The organism is Lentzea sp. NPDC005914, assembly GCF_040629405.1.
Lineage (GTDB): Bacteria > Actinomycetota > Actinomycetes > Mycobacteriales > Pseudonocardiaceae > Lentzea.
On the sequence record NZ_JBEXVQ010000016.1, the window covers coordinates 164,433 to 187,260 of the forward strand.

Here is a 22,828-nt window from a genome sequence, read left to right on the forward strand (position 1 = left end):
CGATTTCCTACTTGGCGGCGGGCACGGCGATGGCGGTGATGAGCACGTCACCCTGCACGAGCCACCGGCCGTGGAACCCGGCGATCGGGGTGTCCGGCAGCAGGATCCGCGAGTGGAACGTGCCGTCGGCGTTGAGCGTGATGTCGGCGTCCTCGAAGCCCAGCCACCGCTGCGTGACCGGGTACCAGGCCTTGTAGGTCGACTCCTTGGCGCTGAACAGCAGCCGGTCCCAGCAGATCTTCGGGTCGTCGACCTTCAGGCCGGGCATCCGCCTGATCTCGGCCGGGATCGCGATGGCCTCCAGCACACCGTTCGGCGCGGGACCGTGCGGCTCGGCGTCGATGCCGATCGTCCGGTAGTCGGTCGTCAACGCCAGCGCCGCAGCCCGGAAGCCCGCGCAGTGCGTGAGGCTGCCGACGACGCCGTCCGGCCACTGCGGTTCGCGTTTCGGGCCCGGCAGGATCGCCGCGGGCTCGACGCCGAGGCGCTTCATGGCCTCACGCGCGCACCACCGGGCCGTGCCGAACTCGAACTTCCGCTTCGGGACGGCGTTGGCCAGCAGCGCCTCCTCCTCGGGGAAGAGCTCGACCGGCAGGTCGTCGTCGTACCGCTCCACCGCCGCGATCGGCGGGGGAAGAAGCTGTTCCAGCACCTATGACTCCCGCAGCACGTCGTGCAGCTTCACCTGGGTGGTGCCGCGTGGCTTCCACTCGCGCGGGTAGCCGAGCGAGACCTCGTCGAAGCGCACGCCGTCGTAGTGCGTCGTGCGCGGGATGTGGAGGTGGCCGTAGACCATCTCGACCGCGTTGAACCTGCGGTGCCAGTCGGCGGTCAGGGTCGTGCCGCACCAGAGCGCGAACTCGGGGTAGCGCAGCACGAACGTGGGGTCGCGGACGAGCGGGTAGTGGTTGATCAGCACGGTCGGGCCGGTGACCTGGGCCAGCCGCTCCTCGGTCTCCCGCACGCGCGCCTGGCACCAGGCCTCGCGCGACGGGTACGGGTCGGGGTGCAGGAAGTACTCGTCCGTGCACACCACGCCCGCCTCGTGCGCGATGGCGAGGGCCGACTTCACGTCCGTGGCACCGTGTGGCCGAAAGGAGTAGTCGTAGCCGAGGAACAGTGGACAGACGGTGACCGGGCCGCGTTCCCCGTCGAACACCACGTAGGGATCCTCCGGGGTGACCACGTCGAGGCTGCGGCACAGCTCCACGAGCTGCTTGTAGCGCATCTCGCCGCGCGACTGGTTCTCGTCGTCCCTGGTGGTCCAGAGCTCGTGGTTGCCCGGCGACCAGATGACCTTGCCGAACCGGGCGGCGAGGGTCCTCAGCGTCCACTCGACGTCGGCGAACTTCTCCCCGATGTCTCCCGCGACGATCAGCCAGTCCTGCGGGTCCGGTGAGGCGATCGCATCCACAACCTGGCGGTTGTCCTGGTAGGAGACGTGCAGGTCGCTGGTGGCCAAAAGCTTCACAGTTCGAACGGTATCCCCGGCGTCAACGACCGGATCATTACCGTCCGGTGGGGGCGCTCTCCGTGAGCGGCAGTTCCACTCGGTCGTGATTCAAGTACACGACCGGTTATCCGTTCGTCGCAGACGGTGGGCCACTCGTCTCAACAGGACCGGCCGTGTATCGCCGTCGCACGCCCGCTCGTCGCCTTTTACGGTCTACCTACTTACCTGTTTTCTGGCCGCCTTCTTACTGTGAGCGCTGTCACCTGACGGAAAAGTCCTGGCGGAGGACCACACCATGACCGACTCACAGTTCGCTCGCACCCCGGACCCGCGACTTGCGCGACAGGTCCCGCCCCGTCAGGTGCCCCAGCGGCCTCTTCCCCCACGTCAGGCCCCGGTCGGCCAGGTGCCGGCGCGATACGGCCAGCCCGTGGACCCGCGCCTGGCGGGCAACCCCTCGTTCCGCCGCACGGTCGGCGCCGAGATCGCCCGTCACGCCCAGCAGCACTCGGCCTACGCCGTCCCGCAGCGCCGCACGACGGCCGAGGACACCGCCCTGGCCACGCTGCTGCGGTCCCGTCAGCGCGCCGAGTCCGCCCGCCAGGACACCCGGCCCGTCGACCCCGCACCGCGCCAGGACTCCTGGATGCGCGCCTCGGCCTGGCCGGAGCACAGCTGCGAGACCGGCCGCGGTGACGTCATCGACCAGCTCTCGGCACGCCTGGTCAGCCCGAACCTGTGGGCAGTGGTCGAACCGCTGATCCCGCCGGCCAAGGTGCGCCGCCAGGGCGGTGGCCGCGGCCGCGTCTGCAACCGAGCGGTCTTCACCGCGATCGTCTTCGTGCTCTCCTCCGGCTGCGCGTGGCGGCACCTGCCGGCGTCGTTCGGCGTGACCGTGCCGACCGTGCACCGCCGCTTCCAGGAGTGGACCGACCTGGGCCTGTGGGTCCGCCTGCGTCGCGCGGCGGCCGAGGGCGCCTGCGGCACCGAGGAGATCGACTGGATCCGCGCGGTGCTCGACGCGGCGGACCGCCGTGCCGCGAAGGCCGCCAGCTGATCCTCCCCGATCTTCGCCGGGGTCACCCTGAAACAAGGGTGGCTCCGGCGTTTTTGTGCGCGTTGCTAACCAACTACCGCTCATCGCACTCGTGACCGTTCATCGCGGGCTTACCGGTCATCCGGCGCCGAAGCACACCAGGGGTACGAGCAGGTCCGCCGCGGAGGTTCTGGCGAGTGCCTGCGCCGGTCCGGCCCCGGCGACGACCGCCCGGTGGTACTCGGCCATGATCGGGACCACGAGATCGTCGGGCACGCGTGCGACGCTGGAGACGACGGTCGTGGTGCCCACGTACAGCATCGCGGCGGTCATCCCGAGGATCTCGTCGCCGGGGCGCACGGCGGCCTGCCCGACGTCGCACGCCGACAGCACCACGTGCCGGGGCGGTTTCACCAGGTCCTGCAGGTCGTGGGCGAGCAACGGCCCGTCCGCCAGGTCGAGGCACGAGAACAGCACGTTGTCCGGCTCGTGGTGGCCGTGGGTGGCGAGGTGCACCATGTCCGCTCCGTCCAGCGCTCGCAGCGTGGCCTGGACGGTCGCGCTCCCGCCCAGAAGCCTGTCGCCGGCGGGGTAGATCCGCGCCAGTTCGTTGACCTCGGTTTCGGCGTGCTCCAGGTGCGGGCCCGCGACCAGCAACGCGTCCGTGGCGGGTGTGTGGTTGGTGCGATGGGCGTTCACCCACGTCGTGGCGGAGGGCGCTACCGACACCGCCCGGCCGCGAAGACTCGGTAGCAGGCCCCACGGGATCGCCGCGAGTCCGGTGCACGGCACCACGACCACGCCGTCCTCGTCGAGCTCCCCCTGGATCGGGGTGAGGAGGTGGTCCTCCAGCTTCTTGAGGTGCCAGTCGGCGGACTCGCGCAGGACGTTCTCGACGTGCGGGGGCAGTTTCCAGCCCGCGAGCGCGTCGAGGTCGCTGAGCAGGCGGCGGGTGGTCTCCAGCACGACCGCCGTGGAGCCCAGCTCGGTCAGGTTCGCCCTGCCGGCACGGATCACGAGCGCCGTCAGCCGGTCGTCACGGGCGATGAAGCTGATCAACGTGCGGTTGCCCGCCTTGAGCTCGTCGCGGAGCTCGGGCAGCGACACCTGGCCTGTGCTCTCGCCCGTTCCGTCGCGTTGCCACTCGCGTTCCCGCAGCCGCCGTTCGAGCCGGCCGAGTCTGGCCGCGGCCCGCGGATCGCGGACACCGTGCAGCTCCGCCTCGCGGGTGATCCGGCTGAGCTGCCGGAACTCCGCCAGCTCCTCGCGGGTCTCCTGGTCGGCGGGAGGCCGCACGTGCCTGGCGCGAAAGGCCTGCGCGCGGCAGCGTTCCGACCAGCTGAACACCTGTGCCGTGCCGGTGCCGAACGCGAGGTCCAGGCCCGTCCGCGCCAGCTCGACACCCAGCGCGGAGGCGCCCACCCTCATCTCGAGGCTGCCGAACCGCCTGCGGTGCTCGTCCAGCCGGGCAAGTCCTTGGCGCAGATGGGAGAACGCCTGGGCGCGGCTTCCGCGAGCTGCTTTGAGGCCGGCGTTGACCAGCTGCCGCAGGAGCGTGACCTCCAGTGGTGCACCGGGGCTCGGCCGTACGCCGGCCGCCGCGGACCACGCGCCGTCGACGTCGTTCGCGGCGAGCAGGGCGAGTGCGGAGAGCAGGTCCGCTCTCGTCGCGTCGTTGCGCAAACCCCGTTCCCGCAACCGTTGCGCCACCTGTGCCGCCTTGACCGCCAGCCGTTTCGGGTCGCGCGACGACCTCAGCTCGGCCCGGACCGTGGTGAGCTCCGCCAGTGCCGCCCACGCCGCGTCACCGTGGCCGCGGAACCGTCGCGCGGCCCGCTGTGCCCAGGTCCGGCAGGCGCGGTGGTCGCCGAGTGCCAGTGCGACCTGGGCCCTGGTCAGTTCGGCCCACGCGTAGTCGACGCTGAGCCGGTCGCGTGCGAACAGGTCGAACGCCGTGGCCATCTCCCGTTCGGCGGCGCTCGCCATGCCCGCCGCGAGCAACGCTCTCGCCTTGTCCATCGCGACGACCGCGAGATAGCCGGACCCGTGCACCGCGTACCGCTGGGCGGCGAGGTCGAAAGTCCTCAACGCCAGGGGGATGTCGCCGACGAGGTGGTGGCAGTACGCGAGATCGTGGTCGACCTTGGCCTCGATCAGCTCGAAGCCGTGCCTGTGCGCGATCTCCCTGCACCGCCGCAGATCTTCCCGCGCCGGGTGTACCCGCCCGACGCCGAGGTGCAGCGTGGCGCGGTTGAGCAGCGTCGACGCCAGGTTGTACCAGTCCGCCGCCTCGGTGAGCAGCGGAACGGCCGCGTCGAGCACCGGCAGTGCCTCGTCGGTGCGGCCGGCCCGTTCGAGGATCGTGCCGCGGTTCTGCAGCAGGATGCCGCGATGTTCGTGCGCGACGATGCCGTCCGCCTCGGCCAGCAACTGCAGCCCGGCGTCGGTGTCGCCGCGCTCGGCCTCGGCGAACGCGAGGCTGATCAGGACCCGCCCGGTCAGCCACGCGTCACCCGGCAGCGTTCGTGCCGGCCAGCCGAGAACCTTCAGCGCGGCCAGGAGCTTGCGCTTGCCCGCCGCGGGACGGCCGCTGTTGGTGATCCCCGCGCCCGTCTCCCGCATCAGCATCACCCTGGCGACGGTCGCCGGGCTGAGCGGTCTGGGGAGGTCGTCCACGCGTCACAGCTCGATCGTCGGTGTGGTGACCGAGACGCGGCCGACGTGGACGATCAGGTAGGCCGTCGTGCGCGGTAGTTCGTCGAGGACGAACCGCCCCCGCTCGTCCGACGTGGTCGTCCAGTTCCGTTGCGGGGTGCGGAGTTCCACCTCGTGCGTGCCCGGCGGGGCGAGCCATCCGTCGAGCCTGACCGCGCCCTCACTGGTCTGCAGCCCGACGGTGATCGTCGCGCTGGGACTCTCGAACCCGAGCAGCCTCCTGTCGTCCTCGCCGCGCGTGCCGACGGCCAGCAGCCCCGGCGACTCCCTGGCGACCTCCATGCCGAGATCGTGGACGGCGATCTCGAACCTGATGTCGTCCAGCAGGTCCGCCGGCATCGGATCGACCAGCTCGTAGACCTCGCGCACAGCGTCGAGCAGCCGGAAGTCCTGGTCGTCCAACGGTTCCGCCGCGCCGGAAACCCCTTCGCTCATGGCCATCCTCCGTCACCGGCCAGCGTCGCCCGCAGTTGCGCCAGGCACCGCCCGCGGGTGGGCCCCACCCCACCGACGGGCATGCCGAGCCGCCCGGCCAGTTCGACGTAGCTGGGCCGCGGCACGAACGCCACGACACGCAACAACTCCTGGCACCGCCGCGACAACGTGCCCACCGCCTCCCAAAGCCGCCGATGCTCGTCGCCGAGCACCACCGCCTCCTCCGGCGTGGCCGCCTCGTCCGCCTTGTCGAACCCCTCGACCGGCTCAGTGTTCGTCTCGGCGCGCCGCATCCGCCACGCCTCGCGCTTGGTCGTCGTCACGAGCCACCCCACCACGGCGGCGGGAGTGTGGATGCGCTCGATGTCCTTGAGGAAGTGCAGCCAGGTCATCTGCACGACGTCCTGGCTGCTCGCCCGATCCAGCCCCTGGGCGCGAGCCACCTGCCACAGCACCGGAGTCAGCGTCGCGACCAGCTCGTCCAGCCGGTCGCGGTTGCCGGCCCGCACCTCGAGGAACAGCTCGGCGACGCGGTTCCGGCGCTCCTGGAACGTGTCCCTTGGCGCGGTAGCTTCACTCTTGGCCATGGCAGACCTACGTTTTCTCGCCGCCGAGATCCTTGATCGCCTTCTTCGCCCGCTCGATGGTGTTGGCAGGCTCGCATTCGGTGCTTTCCTTGTTGTCGAACAACGATTGTGCGAGTTTACCGACTACCAGCGGTGTGGCGAAGGAAGTTCCACTCCACATGGCAAAACCGCTCGTGTAGTCGTCGCTTTCGAGCGACTCGCGGAAGTTGATCGGATCCTCTGGAGGCACGCCTTCCGGCCACGTGATGGGCTTTTCCACCCGGAACGCCACACCCCTGGCCGCGTTGGTCTTCTCGGGGAACGTGCTGATGAGCGCCGCTCCACGCCCCCAGCAGGTCACCCACGTGTCGTCTTTGTTGTTGTCGTTGCTGAACAAAGTCTTGGTGCGGTTCGGGTTCAGCGCACCGACGCTGATCACGGGAGGTGCGTCCGGTTCGGGATCCGGGTTCTGGCCTCCGGTGCGGCCGGCGAGCGCGGCGGGGAAGAACCGGCGGCTGCTGGCGAAGTTTCCCGCGGACGCCACCACGATCACACCGAGTTTGCGAAGATCATCGATGGCCTTGGTCAACACCGCCAGTTCGGTGGGGCCGAAGTCGCCCTCGATGTAGTTGCCGAGGGAGAGCGACACGATGTCGATCGTTCTCGCCTTCGCCTCGGGAGTGGTGCCTCTTTGCGCGATTTCCACCCGCTCGCGCAACTTTCCGAGCGCATAGGCGATGACGCCCGAGCTGGCGATGCCGTCGTTGTACATGACCCTGATCGACATGACCGTGGCGTTTGGTGCGACCTGCTGGATGAGTCCCATGATGAAGGTGGCGTGGCCGGCGTGCGTGCTCAGTTCGCCGACGAGCGGCTCGGTGGTGTAGGGATCGTCGGCCGAACCGCCTGGAGCCTCGTCGGGGTTGTTGACGTCGATGTCGTTCTGCAGGACCTCGTCGACGACGACGAAGTTCGAAGGGTCGTCGGACGGCGTGCCCAGCCACGTGTTCGGGGCGATTCCGGTGTCCAGCACCGCGATCACCGGCCGTCGCTTGCCCGCTTCTATGACCTTGGCGTCGGTCATCCTGGCGGGTCGCGGAATCTCCAGCATGACGGGCCGCCGCCAGTAACCGAGGTCGTCACCGCCGGTGCTACCGCCGCTGAACGGACCGCCGTTGACGGCACCAGGCACACCTTGCAGGACGCCGGACGCTCCACCGAGGCCGCCCATCGCCGTTCCGATCATGAGATGGTTCAGCCCGACGCCTTCCATCTCCTGCGGCTTGAGCGTCGGGACCGGCTCCTCCCCGGGGGCCGGTCGTGGATCCGGCTCCACCAGCGGATCCACCACCGCGGCCCGCAACGTCTGCAACGCCAGCCATGCGTCGACGACAGCAGGCTTCTTGGGGTTGCTCGCGGTCAACACGGCCTTGACGAAGAACTCGTTGCTGATGATGCGGTCTTTCTCGTCCCGGGGTTCGGCGATCGCCATGCCCACCTGTTTCAGCACGGCGTTGTAGTTCGGCAGGCTCTCGCGCCGGGACACCGGCATCAGCAGCTCGGTGGCGAGGTAGATGGTGGGCAGAGGAGCGGGGAAGTTCGGGAGGCCGGGTGCGGTCTTCGCGTCGAGGACTCTGGCGTTGTGTCTCAGCAGAACCTCGTCCGGTACGGACGCGAGCCCGACAGCGCGCTGGACCGGCATCCTCGCGGGCCGAGGGTCTGGTCTGCGCTTCCGCGGCACCCCTTCCGCCTGGTGCGGGTCGGACATCGCGGGTGGTGGTCCGAAGTAGCGGATGTCATCAGCCATGCCTGTCCAGGGACCGGCGCCCGTGAACGAAATACCGTTGCCGAGTAACGAAAAGAAAACGGTGGTGGATCACATGCTCACCGCGGGCCGGGCGGTCACAGCCACCAGGGCCCCATGCTCTCCCGCTCCGCCAGTTCCGCGAGCGCGGCGTCCTGCGCCGCTCCTGGTGGCAGGGCCGCGAGAAGGTCGACGCCGTGTCGCCGCAGCCAGTGCCAGAGGGCGTCCTCGGCGGCTTCCCCGTCGAAGTCGTGCATGAAGCGGGACCAGGGCACGTGGCTGCGGAGCAGGTCGCTGAGCTGGCGGGCCGCCGCGACTCCGCTGGTGGCAGACCACGTGGACAGCCACAGCTCCACATCGCCGCTCAGATAACTGACGACGGCGAGAACGTCGGTCACGGGGACCGGGCTGGGGTGCTCGGTGATCGTCGCCGTCCACCACGCCCGCAACACGTCCTCGACCGCGGTGCGTCGAGCCGGCGGCCACTCGGGCCACCCGGCTTCCCGGAACCGGTCGGCGGCCTGGGCCTCCGAGTACCTCAACTGGCCGCTGGTGAGCAGCCGCAGGATGCGCGGCGTCCAGATTCGCATGTGCTCGTCGTGGTCGAAGTCGTCGAACCCACCGGAGCCGTACCAGATGAAGGTCTCGAACCGATCTTTCAGCGTGAACGGGTCGGCTGCCGGGCCGGGATCGTCGGGGAAGGCGTGGGGCAGCCGGAGGAGTGCCGCGGCGAGGTCGTCCATCGCGTGACCTAACAGGACTCCGCTCAGGGCGAAGATCGCGACGTTACGCGAAGCCGGGTGGACGAGGAAGCGAAATAGGCCTACATGCCGTTGATGCCCGCGTGGTACTTCGGGACGCGCACGGTGATCTTCGTGCCGAGCCCGCACGCCGTCTCCACCACGAGCCCGTACTCGTCGCCGTACACCCGCCGCAACCGCTCGTCGATGTTCCCGAGCCCGATCCCCGCCGACTCGTCCACCTGCCCGGCCAGCGTCCGCCGCAACTTCTCGGGATCCATCCCGATGCCGTCGTCCTCGATGGTGATCTGAGCTTCGGCGCCACCGTCGTTGGCGTGGATCTGGATGTGCCCGGGCTCGACCTTGCCCTCCATCCCGTGCCGCACCGCGTTCTCCACCAACGGCTGCAAACACAGGAACGGCACCGTCACCGGCAACACCTCGGGCGCCACCTGCAAGGTCACCTTCAGCCGCTCACCGAACCGGGCCCGTTCCAAGGCCAGGTATTGGTCGATGGACCGCAACTCCTCGGCCAAAGTCGTGAAGTCACCGTGCCGCCGGAAGGAATAACGGGTGAAGTCCGCGAAGTCCAGCAACAGAGTCCGCGCGCGCTCCGGGTTGGTGCGCACGTAGGAAGCGATGGCGGACAACGAGTTGTAGATGAAGTGCGGCGAGATCTGCGCACGCAGGGCACGCACCTCCGCCTCCACCAACCGAGTCCGCGACCGGTCGAGCTCGGCGAGCTCCAACTGACCGGCAGCCCACCGCGCGACCTGGTTGGTAGCCCGCACAAGTCCCGCCGACGCCTCGCGCGAGTAGGCGGCGAGAGTTCCGACGACGCGCCCTTCCACCGTCAGAGGGGCGACGACCGCGCAGTTGATCGGGCAGTTCGGTTCGGTGCAGCCGATGTCGAACGCCTGGGTGCGGCCGGTCAGGAAGACGTCCTCGGCCTGGGTCATGGCCTCGGCCGCGTGGTGGTCGGAGACGCCTTCCCACGCAACGACTTCCGTCTCGTCGGTCAACGCCAGCGCAGGCGTGTCCAGCAAGGTGCGGAGGTGGCGCGCGGACTTCTTGGCGGCGTCCGGCACCAGGCCGGCGCGCAGAGGCGGGGCGGCGGACCAGGCCGTGTGCAGTGTTTCGTAGGTGACGCGCTGGGCCTCGGTCGAGAGCGACTGTTTGTTGCGCGTGCCCCGCCACAGGACGAGCACGGCCGCTCCGCCCACGATCAGGATCGCGGCGGCGGTGAGGAAGTCCTGCATGTCACATCACCTAGCTTCGCTCGTCGGACGACGAAGGCCCGGAGCCGTCCAGCCCGAGGTTCTCGGGTGCGTGGAGCTTGACCATCGTGCGCTGCACGCCCGGTGGCACGTGCCGCGGGGTGAGCAGGGAGACGACGTACATGACCGCGAAGCCGAGTGGCACGGTCCACGCGGCGGGGCGCGAGAGCAGCACCTCGTACCAGGAGTCGCCGGTGTCGGTGAACATCGTGACCAGGCCCGCGGTCAGCGCCGGGACGCCGCCCGCGAGCATGCCCGCGATGGCGCCGACGGTCGTGATGCGGGTCGACCAGATTCCCAGCATCAGCAAGGGGCACAGGGAGGAGGCGGCCACGGCGAAGGCCAGGCCGACCATGTCCGCCACGGGCATGCCGGTCGACACGAACGTCATCGCGAGCGGCACGATGCCCGCGAGCACCGTGGAGATCCGGAAGCCGCGCACCCCGCCGAGCCGCAGCACGTCCTGCGACAGCACGCCCGCCAGGGAGACGACGAGGCCCGACGACGTCGACAGGAACGCCGCGAACGCGCCACCGGCGACGAGAGCGCCGAGCAGCTGGCCGCCGATGCCCTCGATCATCCGCGTCGGCAGCACTAGCACGACGGCGTCCGTCTGCCCGGTCATCAGCAACTCGGGGGTGTAGAGGCGGCCGAGAGCGCCGTACATCGGGGGCATCAGGTAGAAGACCGACAGCAGGCCCAGCACGATCAACGTGGTGCGGCGCGCGGCGGTGCCGTTCGGGTTGGTGTAGAAGCGCACGATCACGTGCGGCAGGCCCATGGTGCCCAGGAACGTCGCGATGATGAGCGAGTACGCGCCGTACAACGGGAACTTCGCGCCACCGGACTCTGGCAGGGCCCACGACGCGTTGGTGTTGTGGCCCATTGTGGACAGATGCGGGACGGGCGCGCCCTGGGGGAACGTGAACTCCGACCCCAGCCCGATGCGGTGGTAGCCGTCGGACAGCGTGAGCCCGGCGTTCTCGATGTGCAGGCCGTCGATCTGGCCGCTGCCGCTGATGAAGATGGACTGCTCGACGTGGACCGTGGTCTCCTTGTGGAACTTGACCACGGTGTCCTGCGGGAACTGCGGGAACTCCGGCTTCGTCAGCGACTGCGCGCCGTGCACCTGCCAGACGACGATCAGGAACACGATCGGCACGGTGATCGCGGTCAGCTTGAGCCAGTACTGGAACGCCTGCACGAACGTGATCGACCGCATCCCGCCGGACATCACGTTCGCCGTGACGACGACCGTGACGATCAGCGCGCCCACCCAGTCCGGCGCGCCCGTCACGGTGTTCAGCGTCAGGCCGGCGCCTTCCAGCTGCGGCAGCAGGTAGAGCCAGCCGATCGCCAGCGCCAGGATCGACGCGACCGCGCGCACCACCCGTGAGCGGTAGCGGGCCTCGGCGAAGTCCGGCAACGTGTAGGCGCCGGAACGCCGCAGCGGCGCCGCGACCATCGTCAGCAGCACCAGGTATCCGGCCGTGTAGCCGACCGGGAACCAGAGCATGTCGGGCCCGTAGGCGAAGATCAGTCCCGCGATGCCGACGAACGACGCGGCGGACAGGTACTCGCCGCCGATCGCGGAAGCGTTCCACCACGGGGAGACCGTGCGCGACGCGACGTAGAAGTCGGACGTGGTGCGGGAAACGCGCAGTCCGTAGGTGCCGATCAGGATCGTGCCGAGTGCGACGACCAGCACCGCCACGATGGCGTATCCACTCGTCATGGACGTTCGACCAGCTCCGCGAACTCGCGTTCACTGCGTTCGGCCTGCCGCACGTAGAACCAGCCCGCCAGCAGGAGCATCGGGAACGTCGCCACGCACAGCAGGAACCACGGCAGCCCGAGCCCGAGCACCCGCGCCTTGCCCAGCTCCGGTTCGATCGAGAACAGCAGCGGCAGGACGCCCAGCGAAGCGCACACCACCAGGCAGACCGACAGGCCCAGCCGCCGTTGCGCGCGGATCAGCGTGCGCATGTAGACGGCGCCGAGCTCGCTCTGCTCATTGATCTCGCGCGTGCCCGAGTACGGACGGCGGGCGCGCGGTGCCCTCGTGCGCGGGCTCGTCACCACCACACGCTGGGTCGGCCGTTGCGGTGGTGGCGTGGTCATGACCCGAGCCCGTTTCTCGGTTGCACGACACCGGCGGGCGTCGCACCGGACACCGGGGCCGGGCGGGCGCGCCGCACCAGCAGCTGGCGCAGGTGGCGAGCGTGCCGGCGGCTGACCGGCAGCACCGCGCCGCCGATCGTGACGCTGAGGTGGCCGTCCTCCAGCCGCAGCTCGTCGATGTGGCCGAGCGACACCAGGTGGCTGCGGTGGATGCGGACGAATCCCGCGCTGCGCCAGCGTTCTTCGAGACCGTTCAGCGCCGCGCGCACCAGGCCGCTGCCGGTCGCGGTGTGCAGGCGGGCGTAGTCGCCGTGCGCCTCCACGTACCGGATGTCGGCGAGGCGGATGAATCGCGTGACGCCACCGAGTTCGACGGGGATGACCTCGTCACCCATCTCCGGCGGCGTGGTGTTCGAGGGCTGCGCGGGAGCGGCCGGCACGGGTTCGGTGGGAGTCTTGGAGTCCCAGACCTCGTGCACGATGCGGTGCACGGACTCCGCGAGCCGTTCCGCGCGCACGGGCTTGAGCAGGTAGTCGAGAGCCTTGAGCTCGAACGCCTCCACCGCGGGCTGCTGGTGCGCCGTCACGAACACGACGGGCGGCGGCTGCGCGAACCGGGAGAGCACGCGGGCGAGGTCGAGACCGTCGAGGCCCGGCATGCGGATGTCGAGGAACACCGCGTCCAACGGCTGCCCGGCGTCCATCGCGCGGTGCAGCACCCGAAGCGCCTTCGTGGCGTCGGTGACCGCTTCTACGTGTGCGATGCGCGGATCGGAGCGCAACAGGTACACGAGGTCTTCCAGCGCGGGTGCCTCGTCGTCGACGGCGAGCACCCGGAGGGAGCGCTCGAGGCTGCCACGTCGATCCGGCCCCTCGCAGACGGGGCAGGGCAGACCTGAGGTCATTCGAGATCGAGTCCAAACTGTGTACGGCCGATCCTCACGTGGCGGCGATTAGACCACGCTCGGTCATCGCGCGCCTGGTGAGCCGAGGGCGTCGGATACGCGATCATGCCCGCTCACGGAGGGTGACCCGCCGCGGGGGTCCGATTGCACACCGTGCGCATGCCTCGCCCCCCTCACCCCTGAAAAGCCCGATCGGGCGCATCATCCGCCAGGTGGCGGAGGTGCGGAAACCCTCCGAACGGGTGTGTCTCGGATGGGAGACGGAAACCGCTATAACGCAGCGTGCAGCTACCTGGTCAGGCTCACGGAGCGCGCGGGTCCGGTCAGGTCTGGCGGAGCGCGCGGGGCTGGGCGGCCAGGGCGTCACCGAGCGTGATCTCCAGCTCGATGAACGACTCCTCGGCGCGGCGGGCGGCGACGCTCACCGACGCGGCCGCGGCCGGTCCGATGAGTCTGCGGGTGGGCGCGCGCAGCGCCTGGATCGCCTCGGACCACTGGTTCGACAGCTTGGCGAGGCCGCTCAGGGTGTCGACGAGCTCTTCGGTGTTGTCCGGCGGTGACGCGATGATCTCCGCCAGCCGGTCGCGCAATGCGTCCAGTGCCGGGTCCACGGAATCCTCCCGTCGGGGAGACAATTACCCCCACTGAGCAACACCATATCTCGACCTATGTGGTCCAGCGCAATGATGTTGCCCCAGCAGGACCACCCGGTCAATCGAGCGCGCATTCTGTCTCAATTGGTGCTCGTCTCAACTGGTGCACTCTTATGGCGGGCCGCTGAAATGAACGGGTTTCGACGTTCGGTCGGCACCGGTCGACGCGGTGTCGGTTCTACGTGCCTGGTAGGCCAGGTGGCGCTCGGGGTGTTGGGCCGAATCGGTGTGTCCTGGGTCGCATCAATCACCGCATTGAGTTCCCGGTCGAGGGACTTCTCGTCACTTGTATTAACTCTTTTGCTGCAGTGCGGTGCCGCCGGTGTGGGCGATGGTGTCGAGAGTTCAGTCGTTCGGGTTCATACAGGATTTTCGAACCGTTCTCCCGCGCGGACCGGCACTGTCTCAGCGGGGATGGCGCAGCATCCGCACGCCGAGCAGCTCCAGCCGCGCCGAGCCGTCCGCGTCGCTGAGCAGAACGTCGCACTCGGCCTGCCCGTCGTGCACTCTCCCGGCGGACATCGTGACCTTTCCGGGAGTGGAAAGAAGTCCGGTGCGGTGCACCCTGACCTCGCTCACGTTCGTCACGACCGCGGTGCCGCCGAACTCCTCGCGCGCCCAGATCGCGGCCAGACGCAGGCACTCATCCGTCGCGGCCGGGTCGGTGCGGCTGTGCTCCAGCGGCCAGCCGAGGTGCCGGGCGCCACGGACAGTGACGGCCGAGGCTGTTTCTGGGGGATTCGGCGGACCTGGCTCGGCGATTCTGGCCCGGCCGTGCGTGACATTCGAGACGAGTGCGAGCCGCTTTCCGTGACCGCGCACGGTGATCGGGCCGGTTCCGGTGCCGGGATCGCGCAGCAGCGAGACCTCACGCAACGCGGTCGCGCCCGACGCGGCGACGAACCACTCGATCATCCAGGAGATCGGGGAGTGGGACTCGTCGGTGAGGGGACTGGGCCAGACCTCGGCGCGGAAGTCGTGGTGCGCGGGCTCCGGAACCAGTTGCAGCGCGCCCTTTGCCGTGAACTCACGGACCAGTGCGTCGTCGTCTGACGTGAGAGTGGACCAGCCGTGTGCGGCCGCGAGACACATGAGGGTCTCGTTGGCCATCGCCTGGGTGCGGTCGCCGGGGGAGGCCAGCACGACGCAGACCTTGGCGACCGGGTCGGCCGCGGTGGCTTCGAGGACGGCTTCGAGAGCTGTGTGCGGGGTTGAGCGGGCGTCGTGCACGATCCCGGTGATCGGGCCCCACTCGCCTCGCACGGCGTCGAGGTTGTCCAGGTGCGTCACGCGGAAGTCGTTGGTGTGGTTGAGGATCGCGCGTTTCATCTTCGCTTCGACAGCCTCGGGGCCGAGGAGCACGATCTTCGGCCGTAGCCCTCTCGCGAGTGCGATGAGCACGGGTGAGCCGCCGGTCGCGACGAGGACGTTGTGGGTCGTGCCGTCGGGGTCCGGGAGCTGCTTCGGTTCGGTGACCAGCTCGTGGCGGCCCTGCGGATACCCCGCCGCTTCGGTCGCGCCGCCGTGCAGGAGCTCGGTGGTGATGTGCTGGGCGGTGTGCGGGCCGCGGGGGACGTCGAGGGCGCGGATCGTGCTGTCCGGCCACTCGGTCTTGAGGTGCCGGGCCAGGCCTTGCAGCCCGGCCGCCTGCTCCCGTGTCGTCCCGCTCTGTGCCGTCCCGCTCCGTGTGGTCCCGCTCTGGGTCGTCCCGCTCTGGCCGAAGTCGCCACCGGTGTCCTGCACCGTGACGAAGAGCCGGCGCTCCTCGCGCGCGGCGTGCAGGGCCTCGGCGTGGACGTGGGTGACGTCGTCGCGCAGGCCGCCGAGGAAGATCACGCCCGTCGCGCCGTACGGGACCTCGTCGACCACGGTGGCGGCGATCCCTTGTGCGGCAAGGCCTGCCTGGACCTGCTGCGCCGTGCCGCGGCCGTCGTCGGTGATCACGAGCGTGCCGCGCAGGTCGGCCGTCCGCAGTCCGGGAGCCGGACTCGGTTTCATGGTCCGGACGTGACGGGTCCTGTGCGGGCGGCCCTCGACCGCGGCCCGCAGCTCGCCGAGCGTGCGGAAGCCGAGCAGGTCCTCGATGGTGATCTCCGGCAGACCTGGGACTCGGACCCGCAGCGCGGCGAGCAATTCGACGCGGGCCAGCGAGTCGAGGCGCAGATCAGTGGCGAGATAGAGGTCCTCGGTGAGAACTGCGGCCGGTCGTCCTGTCCGCGCGGACACGAGTTCCAGCAGCACGTGCCCACCTCATTCCTCGGCTTTGTGTCCGGCGACGGTACCGCAACGGGAATGGGCATCGACAGGGTGCGTGTCTCGTCACACGAACAGCGCAATCCGCGCACGTTTGCGGTCGTCCCGTTGTCTCATTTGGAAACTTCTCCGCTGTTGACGGCTTAGGCGTGACCGTGTCTCAACAGGGTTTGCCGAGCACTTGCATTTGTGAGCAAACGAACTGTTATTGTTGCTCTATTCGAGTGACCGATGGACTAGTTTGTGCTGGTCAAGGCATCTTTCGCGGAAATCGACGCGGTGTTGGCGGCATTCGACGGAAGGAACAAATAGGGAATGTTGGTGGACTGTTCGAGTCAGTGAGTTGTCTTCTCGTGACAGGGATTGGCGCATCTTCGGGTACCGGAGGGTTCCGTAGTCCACGTGGGCGTTGCTACGGTCCTGCGGCTGAAAGGTCTCTGCGGTCAGATCGGGTATCACGATGAAAACCAGCGCCTCGCTCGACCACGCCGCCGGCACCGTTGTCTCCGCGTTTCAGGCATTGTGGAAACGCTCTCCCGAACGCTTGTTGTTCACGTTCGTCGACGAGCGCGGCCGCGATGAGGAGACCATCACCGCCGCCGGCGCGGGTGAAGCCGCCTCGTCCATCGCCGCCGCCCTGCGCGGCTGGGGGTTCCGCCCCGGCGACCGCGCGGTGCTGGTCTACCCGCCGGGCCCGGACTTCGTGCGCGCCCTGCTCGGCTGCTTCGCCGCGGGCGTCGTCCCGGTGCCGGTCTACCCGCCGAACCCGATGCGGCTGGGCCACGACCTCGCGGGCTTCCAGTCCATCGTGGACAGTTGTGCCCCTCTGGCCGTGCTGACCAACAGCGCCTACGAACGCGCTCGCACCGTCGGCGCCGTCACGGGCTTCTTCGACCGCGGCAAATCGGAGTGGCCACGCCTGCGCTGGCACCGCAGCGACCGCGTCCGCCCCGCTGAGACCGAGTGGCACCAGGAGTCTCCGGACGACCCGGCGCTGCTCCAGTACACCTCCGGTTCGACCGCCGCGCCCAAGGGCGTCGTGCTCACCCACGCCAACCTGGCCTGCGAAGTGACCGCCAACGCCCGCGACCTGGGCCTCGGCGACGACACCGTGGGCGCGTTCTGGCTCCCGCAGTACCACGACCTCGGCCTGATCAGCGTCATCATGAGCACCCTGACCGGCAACTCGCACACGTACCTGATGTCGCCGCTGTCGTTCCTGCACCGCCCGGCCCTGTGGTTCGACGTGATGTCCCGGGTCCGCGCCACGCACACCGCGGCCCCGAACTTCGCCTTCGAACTGGCCGTCCGCAAGACTTCTGCCGAGCAGCGCGCTTCGTGGGACTTGAGTGCCCTGCGCGTGGTGATGTCCGCCGCCGAGCCGATCCGCCTGTCCACTGTGGACGCCTTCTACGCCGCCTTCGCCTCGTCCGGCCTGCGCCGCTCGTCGTTCTACCCGGCCTACGGGCTCGCCGAGCACACGGTCAGCGTGTCGATGGGTGGCCAGTCGGTGCTGCGCCTGGATCGCGCGGCGCTGCAACGCGGCGAGGTGCGGCAGTCGCTGGACGGCCTGCCTGTCGTGGGGTGCGGGCGGATCACCAAGCCCTCGGCGCACGCGCTGATCGTCGACCCTTCGACGTCGCTGGTCTGCGCTCCCGACCGGGTCGGCGAGGTCTGGGTGACGTCGGGGACGAAGGCCGCCGGGTACTTCGGGCTAGCGGAGGAGACGCGGCGGGCGTTCAAGGCCCAGGTGCCGGGCGACGAGCGCGAGTATCTGCGGACCGGCGACCTCGGCTTCTTCGCCGACGGCGAGCTGTTCATCACCGGGCGGCTCAAGGACGTGATCATCATCAACGGCCGCAACCACTATCCGCAGGACGTCGAGGACGCCGTGCGCGACTGCCACGCCGGCATCCGGCCGGGCGGGGTGGTGGCGTTCGGTGTGCCGCGGGAGGACGGGGAGCGGCTCGTGCTGTTCGTGGAGACACGCGCGAAGAAGGCCCCGGAGGCCGAGCGGGCGGAGATCGCGGAGGCGGTGCGGCGGCGCGTGTTCGAGACGCACGGGCTCGCGGTCGACGAGGTGGTGGTGCGGCCGCAGGGGCTGGTGCTGAAGACGACGAGCGGGAAGGTGCGGCGGCGGGCTTGTCGTCAGGCGTTCCTGGAGGGCCGGGCGTGAGGGCCGCGCAGGAGTTCGGTCGCCGCGAGAGGCGCGTGGGAGTGCTCGGGCTGACGGCGGCGTATGGCCGCGCACCACACACACGAGTCTGGCCGGGTACCCCCAAATTCGAGCGTAGTGGGCGGGTCTGACATGGCGACCGCGAACGTCCAGGCGCTCGGTCACCGCGCGAAGTGCGTGGGTGTGCTCGGGCTGGTGGCGGCGTATGGCCGCGCACCACACACACGAGTCTGGCCGGGTACCCCCAATTTCAAGCTTAGTGAGCGGGTCTGACATGAAGACCGTCATCGTCATCGGCGCGGGCGTCAGCGGCCTCACCACGGCCCGCGCCCTCGACCGGGCCGGCCACCGCGCGATCGTCCTCGAACGCGGCGGCGAGGTCGGCGGCAAGTGCGCGTCGGTCGACATCGGCGGCCACGCGTTCGACCTCGGCGGCCACGTCTGCACCACGAAGTACCAAAGGCTCGCGGCGCTGGCGACCGAGCTCGGCCTCGACACCGAGCCGACCACGCCGCACCGGATCTTCGACGCGGCCGCCGGCGAGTCGCGGCCGCAGAGCTCGGCGTTCTTCACCTACGAGAACTTCCAGCGCTACACGAGCATCCGCGACGCCGAGTTCCCGCGCCTCGGCGAACCCGGCCTCGCGCACTCGGCCAGGGCGCTCAGCACGCCGGCCCGGCAGTGGCTGCACGAGCACGGCCTGCAGGCCATGGCCGAGTCGTTCGGCACCGGCTACACGGCCGCGGGCTACGGCGACCTCGACGAGATCCCCGCCCTGTACTTCCTGAAGTACGCCGAGATGACCGGGCTCCTGTCGAGCACGCGGGACCTCCTCGGGCACGCGGGCAGCTTCACGATCAAGGGCGGCTTCGGCACGCTCTGGCAGAAGGTCGCGCAGGACCTCGACGTCCGGCTCAACGTCCACATCGAGCAGATCACGCGCAACGCCGGCGGCGTGCGGGTCAAGGCAGGGGACCGGATCGGGGCAGGGGAGTGGATCGAGGCCGACGCGCTCGTGCTCACCGTGCCGGTCGACCAGATCCCGGCACTCGACGCGACCCCCGAGGAACGCGACATCGCGGCACGCGTGCGATACCTCGACTACCGCACGATGATGTGCGCGGCGGACGGGTTGCCGCGCGAGGCGTTCTCGCTGGTCACGCAGCCGGCCAAGGTGGTGTCGTTCCACCACCGCTACGAGGACAGCGACGTCTACGCATGCTACGCGTACGGGGCGGACAACGACGCGTTCACAGAAGACGTCCGCGCGTTGGGCGGCGACCTCAGGGCGCCGTACGTGCGGAAGGACTGGAAGTTCCTGCCGCACTTCGGTTCAGAGGACCTCGAGAACGGCATCCTCGACCGCGTCGAGGCCCTGCAGGGGGAGCTCAACACGTTCCACGTCGGCAGCCTGCCCGCGTTCGAACTGGTCGAGTGCACCATCGCGTACGCGGAAGACCTGGTCGCCCAGCACTTCCACGCCCCAACGGGCACCCGTGCGGTCACGACCGCGCAGACGATCCGCGAGTGGCTGGTCAAGCACATCGCCGCGGAACTCCAGGTGCCGGCGATCTCCGCGCAGGCGCCGCTCGCCTCGCTCGGCCTGGAGTCGCTGTCGGTCGCGACACTGCAGAGCGAGCTGTCGGACTGGCTCGGCTTCCGGGTGCCGCACACGCTGTTCCTCGAACTGCCCACAGTGGACGCGGTCGCGGAACACCTTGCGCGCCAAGATGTTCCGCAGGCGGAGAGCTCCCTCGCTCTCGCGCTGACCACGCCGCGGCCGTTCTTCTGCATCGGCGGCGCGGTCGGGGCGGCGTACTACCTGCTGCCGCTGGCCCGCGCGGTCGGGCAGGGGCAGCCGTTCTACGGGTTGCAGGGGCCCGGCTTCGACGGCACCGAGGAACCGATCGACGACGTCGAGGAGCTCGCCGCCCGCTACGTCCAGGAGATCAAGCAGATCCAGCCGTACGGGCCGTACCTCGTCGGCGGGCACTCGTTCGGCGGCGTCGTCAGCTACGAGATCGGCCGGCAGCTCCGGCAACGAGGCGACGAGGTGGCGCGGGTCATCATGATCGACGCGTACCCCGCCGTGCCGGGCCAGCTCGAACCGCCGTGGGACGAGCGCGCGGTCATCGAGGAGCTGTGGACGATCCGGCAGCACGCGTTCCAGGACGACGGCGCCCCGCGCCGGCGGGTCGACCAGTCGCTGACGCCGCAGGAGCAACGAGAGCAGCTCGGCAAGTTCCTCGGCGCGTCCGGCACGAGGCCGGTCGAGGAGCACATCGCCACGATCATGGGCGTCTACCAGGCCCAGGTCGAGGCGCTCGTGCGGTACGAGCCGCAGGCGAGCGACCTCAGGGTCACGCTGATCAAGGCCACCGGCGGTTTTCCCCAGGTGCTCAAGGACGACCGGCACGTCGAGCTGTTCTTCGACTCACCGGCGAACGGCTGGGAAACCGTCGCGATGCGCGAGTTCGACGTCGTGACGGTGCCGGGCGACCACTTCAACATGCTCGTACCGCCCGCGCTGACCACACTCGCGGAAGCCGTCCGCGACGCCGTCGCACAGGTGCCGCCGCCTCCACCACCACCCGCCGCGCACGTCGAGTCGTCCATCCACATCAACCCGATGCACCCGGACTTCCTCGCCGACCCGTACCCGTTCTACGCGCTGTTGCGGGACCTCGCGCCGGTCTACTACGACGACGCGCTCGACGGTTGGGTGCTCACGAAGCACGCGGACGTCACTGATGTACTGCGCCGCACGACCGTTGTCCGCCCATCCACCGCAACGCTGATGGCCCGGCTGCCCCACGACGTCCTCGAAAAGATGAACCCGTTCATCCGCCGCCTGGACTCGTCGCTGCCCTTCAGCAACCGCCCGTCGCACACCCGGCTGCGCAAGCTGATGAACCGCAGCTTCACCCCGCGCGCCGTGGAACAGCGCAGGACCGAGGTCGAGCGAACCTGCCGCGAGCTGCTCGACGGCTTCACCGGCGGCGACTTCCTGGCCGAGGTCGCCTACCCGTTCCCGGCCCGCGTGGTCATGGATCTCGTTGGCGTGCCACGAGAAGACCAGCAGCAGCTCACGCGGTGGGGCACCGACGTCATGAAAACGCTGGGGGAGGGCCAGTACGGCACCGACCCCATCGCCGTCGCGCACACCTCGTCCGCCGCGATGGACTCACTCATGACCTACCTGCGGGACCTGATCGGCGAACGACGCCGGCGCCCCGCGGACGACCTGATCTCCGAGCAGCTCAAGGCATCCGACGCGGACCTGTTCGGCGAGCGCGGCGAGTGGGACAGCGATGACGAGCTGGTCGTCAACATCGTCTCGCTGATCAACGCCGGCCTGGAGACGACTGCGAACTACCTCGGCAACGGCGTGCTCGCTCTGCTGCGCAACCCTGCCCAGTACGAGCTCCTGCGCACGGAGTCCGTGGCCACCACGGCCGCCGAGGAACTGCTGCGCTACGACTCGCCCGCGCCGATCATCACCCCGCAGCTGGCGAGCGAGGACATGGAGGTCGGCGGCAGGAAGATCAGGGCGGGCGAGCTGCTGTTCCCGGTGCTCGGTGCCGCCAACCGCGACCCCGCCCGCTACACCGACCCGGACACCCTCGACCTCACCAGGGAGTCGGCCGTCACACACCTCACGTTCGGCGCGGGCATCCACTACTGCATCGGCGCGTTCCTCGGCCGGCTCGAAGGCCAGGTGATGTTCCCGATGCTGGCCCAGCGGTTCCCGGACCTCAAGCTGGATCCGGACGCGGGCACGCCGGAGTTCCGGCCCGACCCGGCGTTGCGCGGCTTAAAAGAACTGCGCCTGCTCGTCGGCGGGTGATAGACATCCGCCGTGCACAACGCTCTGGGTTTCCCCGATCTGCTGCGGCTCATCGACGAACGGTCGACCGCCTTCCGCCACGCCGTCTCCTCCGCTCCCAGCCTCGACGCGCAGGTGCCGACCTGTCCGGACTGGACGCTGTACGACCTGGCCCAGCACATCGGCGGGGGACGCCGCGTCTGGGCCGCCACCGTCGCCGCGGGACCGGACGCCACGGCCAAGGCCAAGGTGACGGCCACCGCGCCGCGCGAGCGCGAGGCCCTGGACGCCTGGCTGGCCGAGTCGACGCGGCAGCTGCTGGACGCGCTGCGGGAGGCGGGCCCGGACCGCGGATGCTGGGTGGGCTGGGTCAACTCGCAGTCGCCGCGCACCTGTGGCGCCGTTGCCCGGCACCAGGTCCAGGAGCTCGCGGTCCACACCTACGACGCCCAGGTCACCGTGGGCGATCCGCAGCCGCTGCCCGAAGAGGTCGCGGTCGACGGCGTGGACGAGTTCCTGCACACCTGCGTCGCCACGACCTATGCGTGGCCGCACGAGCCCGCCACTCTCCAGTACCACCTCACCGAGGGCCCTTCCTGGAGCATCCGGTTCGACGCGGACGGCGCCCGCATCGGCCCTGTCGACGGTGAGGCCGACACGTCCGCCACCACCTCGGCGAGCGACTTCGTGCTGTGGTTCTACGGTCGCGCCGAACCGGGCGAGCTGAAGCTCGACGGCGACCCGCGGGTGATCGACCGGCTCATCGCCTGGGAACCTGCCTAGGACACCGACGATCTGGGGGGATCTGGTTGGGGTACTACGTAGTCGGCGACGGCTCGGCTCCGCGTGTTCTGGTCCGGACCGATCG

16 protein-coding genes and 1 pseudogene are annotated in these 22,828 nt (G+C 69.5%); 4 read left to right on the top strand and 13 right to left on the bottom strand.

Translation table 11 applies throughout. The annotated features are described in order from the left end of the window. Nucleotides 1–7 precede the first annotated feature (7 nt). Nucleotides 8–652, bottom strand: a complete 645-nt coding sequence (locus tag ABZ345_RS23575) for a 4'-phosphopantetheinyl transferase superfamily protein (RefSeq protein WP_359852456.1) — start codon at nucleotides 650–652, stop codon at nucleotides 8–10. After that, the gene (locus tag ABZ345_RS23580; RefSeq protein WP_359852459.1) at nucleotides 653–1,471 is read right to left on the bottom strand and encodes a metallophosphoesterase; all 819 of its coding nucleotides are present in this window, start codon (nucleotides 1,469–1,471) and stop codon (nucleotides 653–655) included. It lies immediately after the preceding gene. 628 nt (nucleotides 1,472–2,099) lie between these two features. On the opposite strand from ABZ345_RS23580, the pseudogene ABZ345_RS23585 reads away from it, so the two are divergent. Then, nucleotides 2,100–2,507 (top strand): annotated as a pseudogene (locus ABZ345_RS23585) (transposase); the annotation flags it as partial. A gap of 120 nt (nucleotides 2,508–2,627) precedes the next feature. On the opposite strand, the gene ABZ345_RS23590 reads toward ABZ345_RS23585, so the two are convergent. From ABZ345_RS23590 to ABZ345_RS23640, 11 genes are all read right to left on the bottom strand, one after another. Next, entirely contained in the window at nucleotides 2,628–5,165 is a 2,538-nt protein-coding gene (locus tag ABZ345_RS23590) for a CHAT domain-containing tetratricopeptide repeat protein (protein WP_359852462.1), read from the bottom strand. A 3-nt stretch (nucleotides 5,166–5,168) separates the two neighbouring features. Continuing rightward, nucleotides 5,169–5,639 (bottom strand): hypothetical protein, encoded by a 471-nt coding sequence (locus ABZ345_RS23595; protein ID WP_359852465.1) that lies wholly within the window; start codon nucleotides 5,637–5,639, stop codon nucleotides 5,169–5,171. Continuing rightward, complete coding sequence (locus tag ABZ345_RS23600) at nucleotides 5,636–6,226, bottom strand: sigma-70 family RNA polymerase sigma factor (RefSeq protein WP_359852468.1); 591 nt, start codon at nucleotides 6,224–6,226, stop codon at nucleotides 5,636–5,638. Before ABZ345_RS23600 ends, ABZ345_RS23595 begins: the two co-directional genes overlap by 4 nt. A gap of 7 nt (nucleotides 6,227–6,233) precedes the next feature. Next, nucleotides 6,234–8,012 carry a S8/S53 family peptidase gene (locus tag ABZ345_RS23605; protein WP_359852470.1) on the bottom strand — a complete coding sequence of 593 codons (1,779 nt, stop codon included), beginning with the start codon at nucleotides 8,010–8,012 and terminating at the stop codon, nucleotides 6,234–6,236. A 95-nt stretch (nucleotides 8,013–8,107) separates the two neighbouring features. Then, nucleotides 8,108–8,752 carry a hypothetical protein gene (locus ABZ345_RS23610; RefSeq protein ID WP_359852472.1) on the bottom strand — a complete coding sequence of 215 codons (645 nt, stop codon included), beginning with the start codon at nucleotides 8,750–8,752 and terminating at the stop codon, nucleotides 8,108–8,110. Nucleotides 8,753–8,832: 80 nt separating this feature from the next. Further along, complete coding sequence (locus ABZ345_RS23615; RefSeq protein WP_359852475.1) at nucleotides 8,833–10,008, bottom strand: histidine kinase; 1,176 nt, start codon at nucleotides 10,006–10,008, stop codon at nucleotides 8,833–8,835. Nucleotides 10,009–10,018: 10 nt separating this feature from the next. Then, nucleotides 10,019–11,761 (bottom strand): cation acetate symporter, encoded by a 1,743-nt coding sequence (locus tag ABZ345_RS23620; protein WP_359852478.1) that lies wholly within the window; start codon nucleotides 11,759–11,761, stop codon nucleotides 10,019–10,021. Continuing rightward, a complete protein-coding gene (locus ABZ345_RS23625) occupies nucleotides 11,758–12,147 on the bottom strand; it encodes a hypothetical protein (protein WP_359852480.1) in 390 nt (129 codons plus the stop codon). Before ABZ345_RS23625 ends, ABZ345_RS23620 begins: the two co-directional genes overlap by 4 nt. Then, a complete protein-coding gene (locus tag ABZ345_RS23630) occupies nucleotides 12,144–13,052 on the bottom strand; it encodes a LytTR family DNA-binding domain-containing protein (RefSeq protein WP_359852483.1) in 909 nt (302 codons plus the stop codon). Before ABZ345_RS23630 ends, ABZ345_RS23625 begins: the two co-directional genes overlap by 4 nt. A gap of 323 nt (nucleotides 13,053–13,375) precedes the next feature. Next, complete coding sequence (locus tag ABZ345_RS23635) at nucleotides 13,376–13,663, bottom strand: hypothetical protein (protein ID WP_359852486.1); 288 nt, start codon at nucleotides 13,661–13,663, stop codon at nucleotides 13,376–13,378. Between the two features lie 447 nt (nucleotides 13,664–14,110). Next, nucleotides 14,111–15,946, bottom strand: a complete 1,836-nt coding sequence (locus ABZ345_RS23640) for a polyketide synthase dehydratase domain-containing protein (protein ID WP_359852489.1) — start codon at nucleotides 15,944–15,946, stop codon at nucleotides 14,111–14,113. A 472-nt stretch (nucleotides 15,947–16,418) separates the two neighbouring features. On the opposite strand from ABZ345_RS23640, the gene ABZ345_RS23645 reads away from it, so the two are divergent. From ABZ345_RS23645 to ABZ345_RS23655, 3 genes are all read left to right on the top strand, one after another. Further along, nucleotides 16,419–18,134 (top strand): fatty acyl-AMP ligase, encoded by a 1,716-nt coding sequence (locus ABZ345_RS23645; RefSeq protein WP_359852492.1) that lies wholly within the window; start codon nucleotides 16,419–16,421, stop codon nucleotides 18,132–18,134. Nucleotides 18,135–18,408: 274 nt separating this feature from the next. Beyond that, nucleotides 18,409–21,981, top strand: coding sequence for a cytochrome P450 (locus tag ABZ345_RS23650; RefSeq protein WP_359852495.1), 3,573 nt, complete (start codon nucleotides 18,409–18,411; stop codon nucleotides 21,979–21,981). A gap of 12 nt (nucleotides 21,982–21,993) precedes the next feature. Next, nucleotides 21,994–22,743 (top strand): maleylpyruvate isomerase family mycothiol-dependent enzyme, encoded by a 750-nt coding sequence (locus tag ABZ345_RS23655; RefSeq protein WP_359852498.1) that lies wholly within the window; start codon nucleotides 21,994–21,996, stop codon nucleotides 22,741–22,743. The last annotated feature ends 85 nt before the right edge of the window (nucleotides 22,744–22,828 follow it).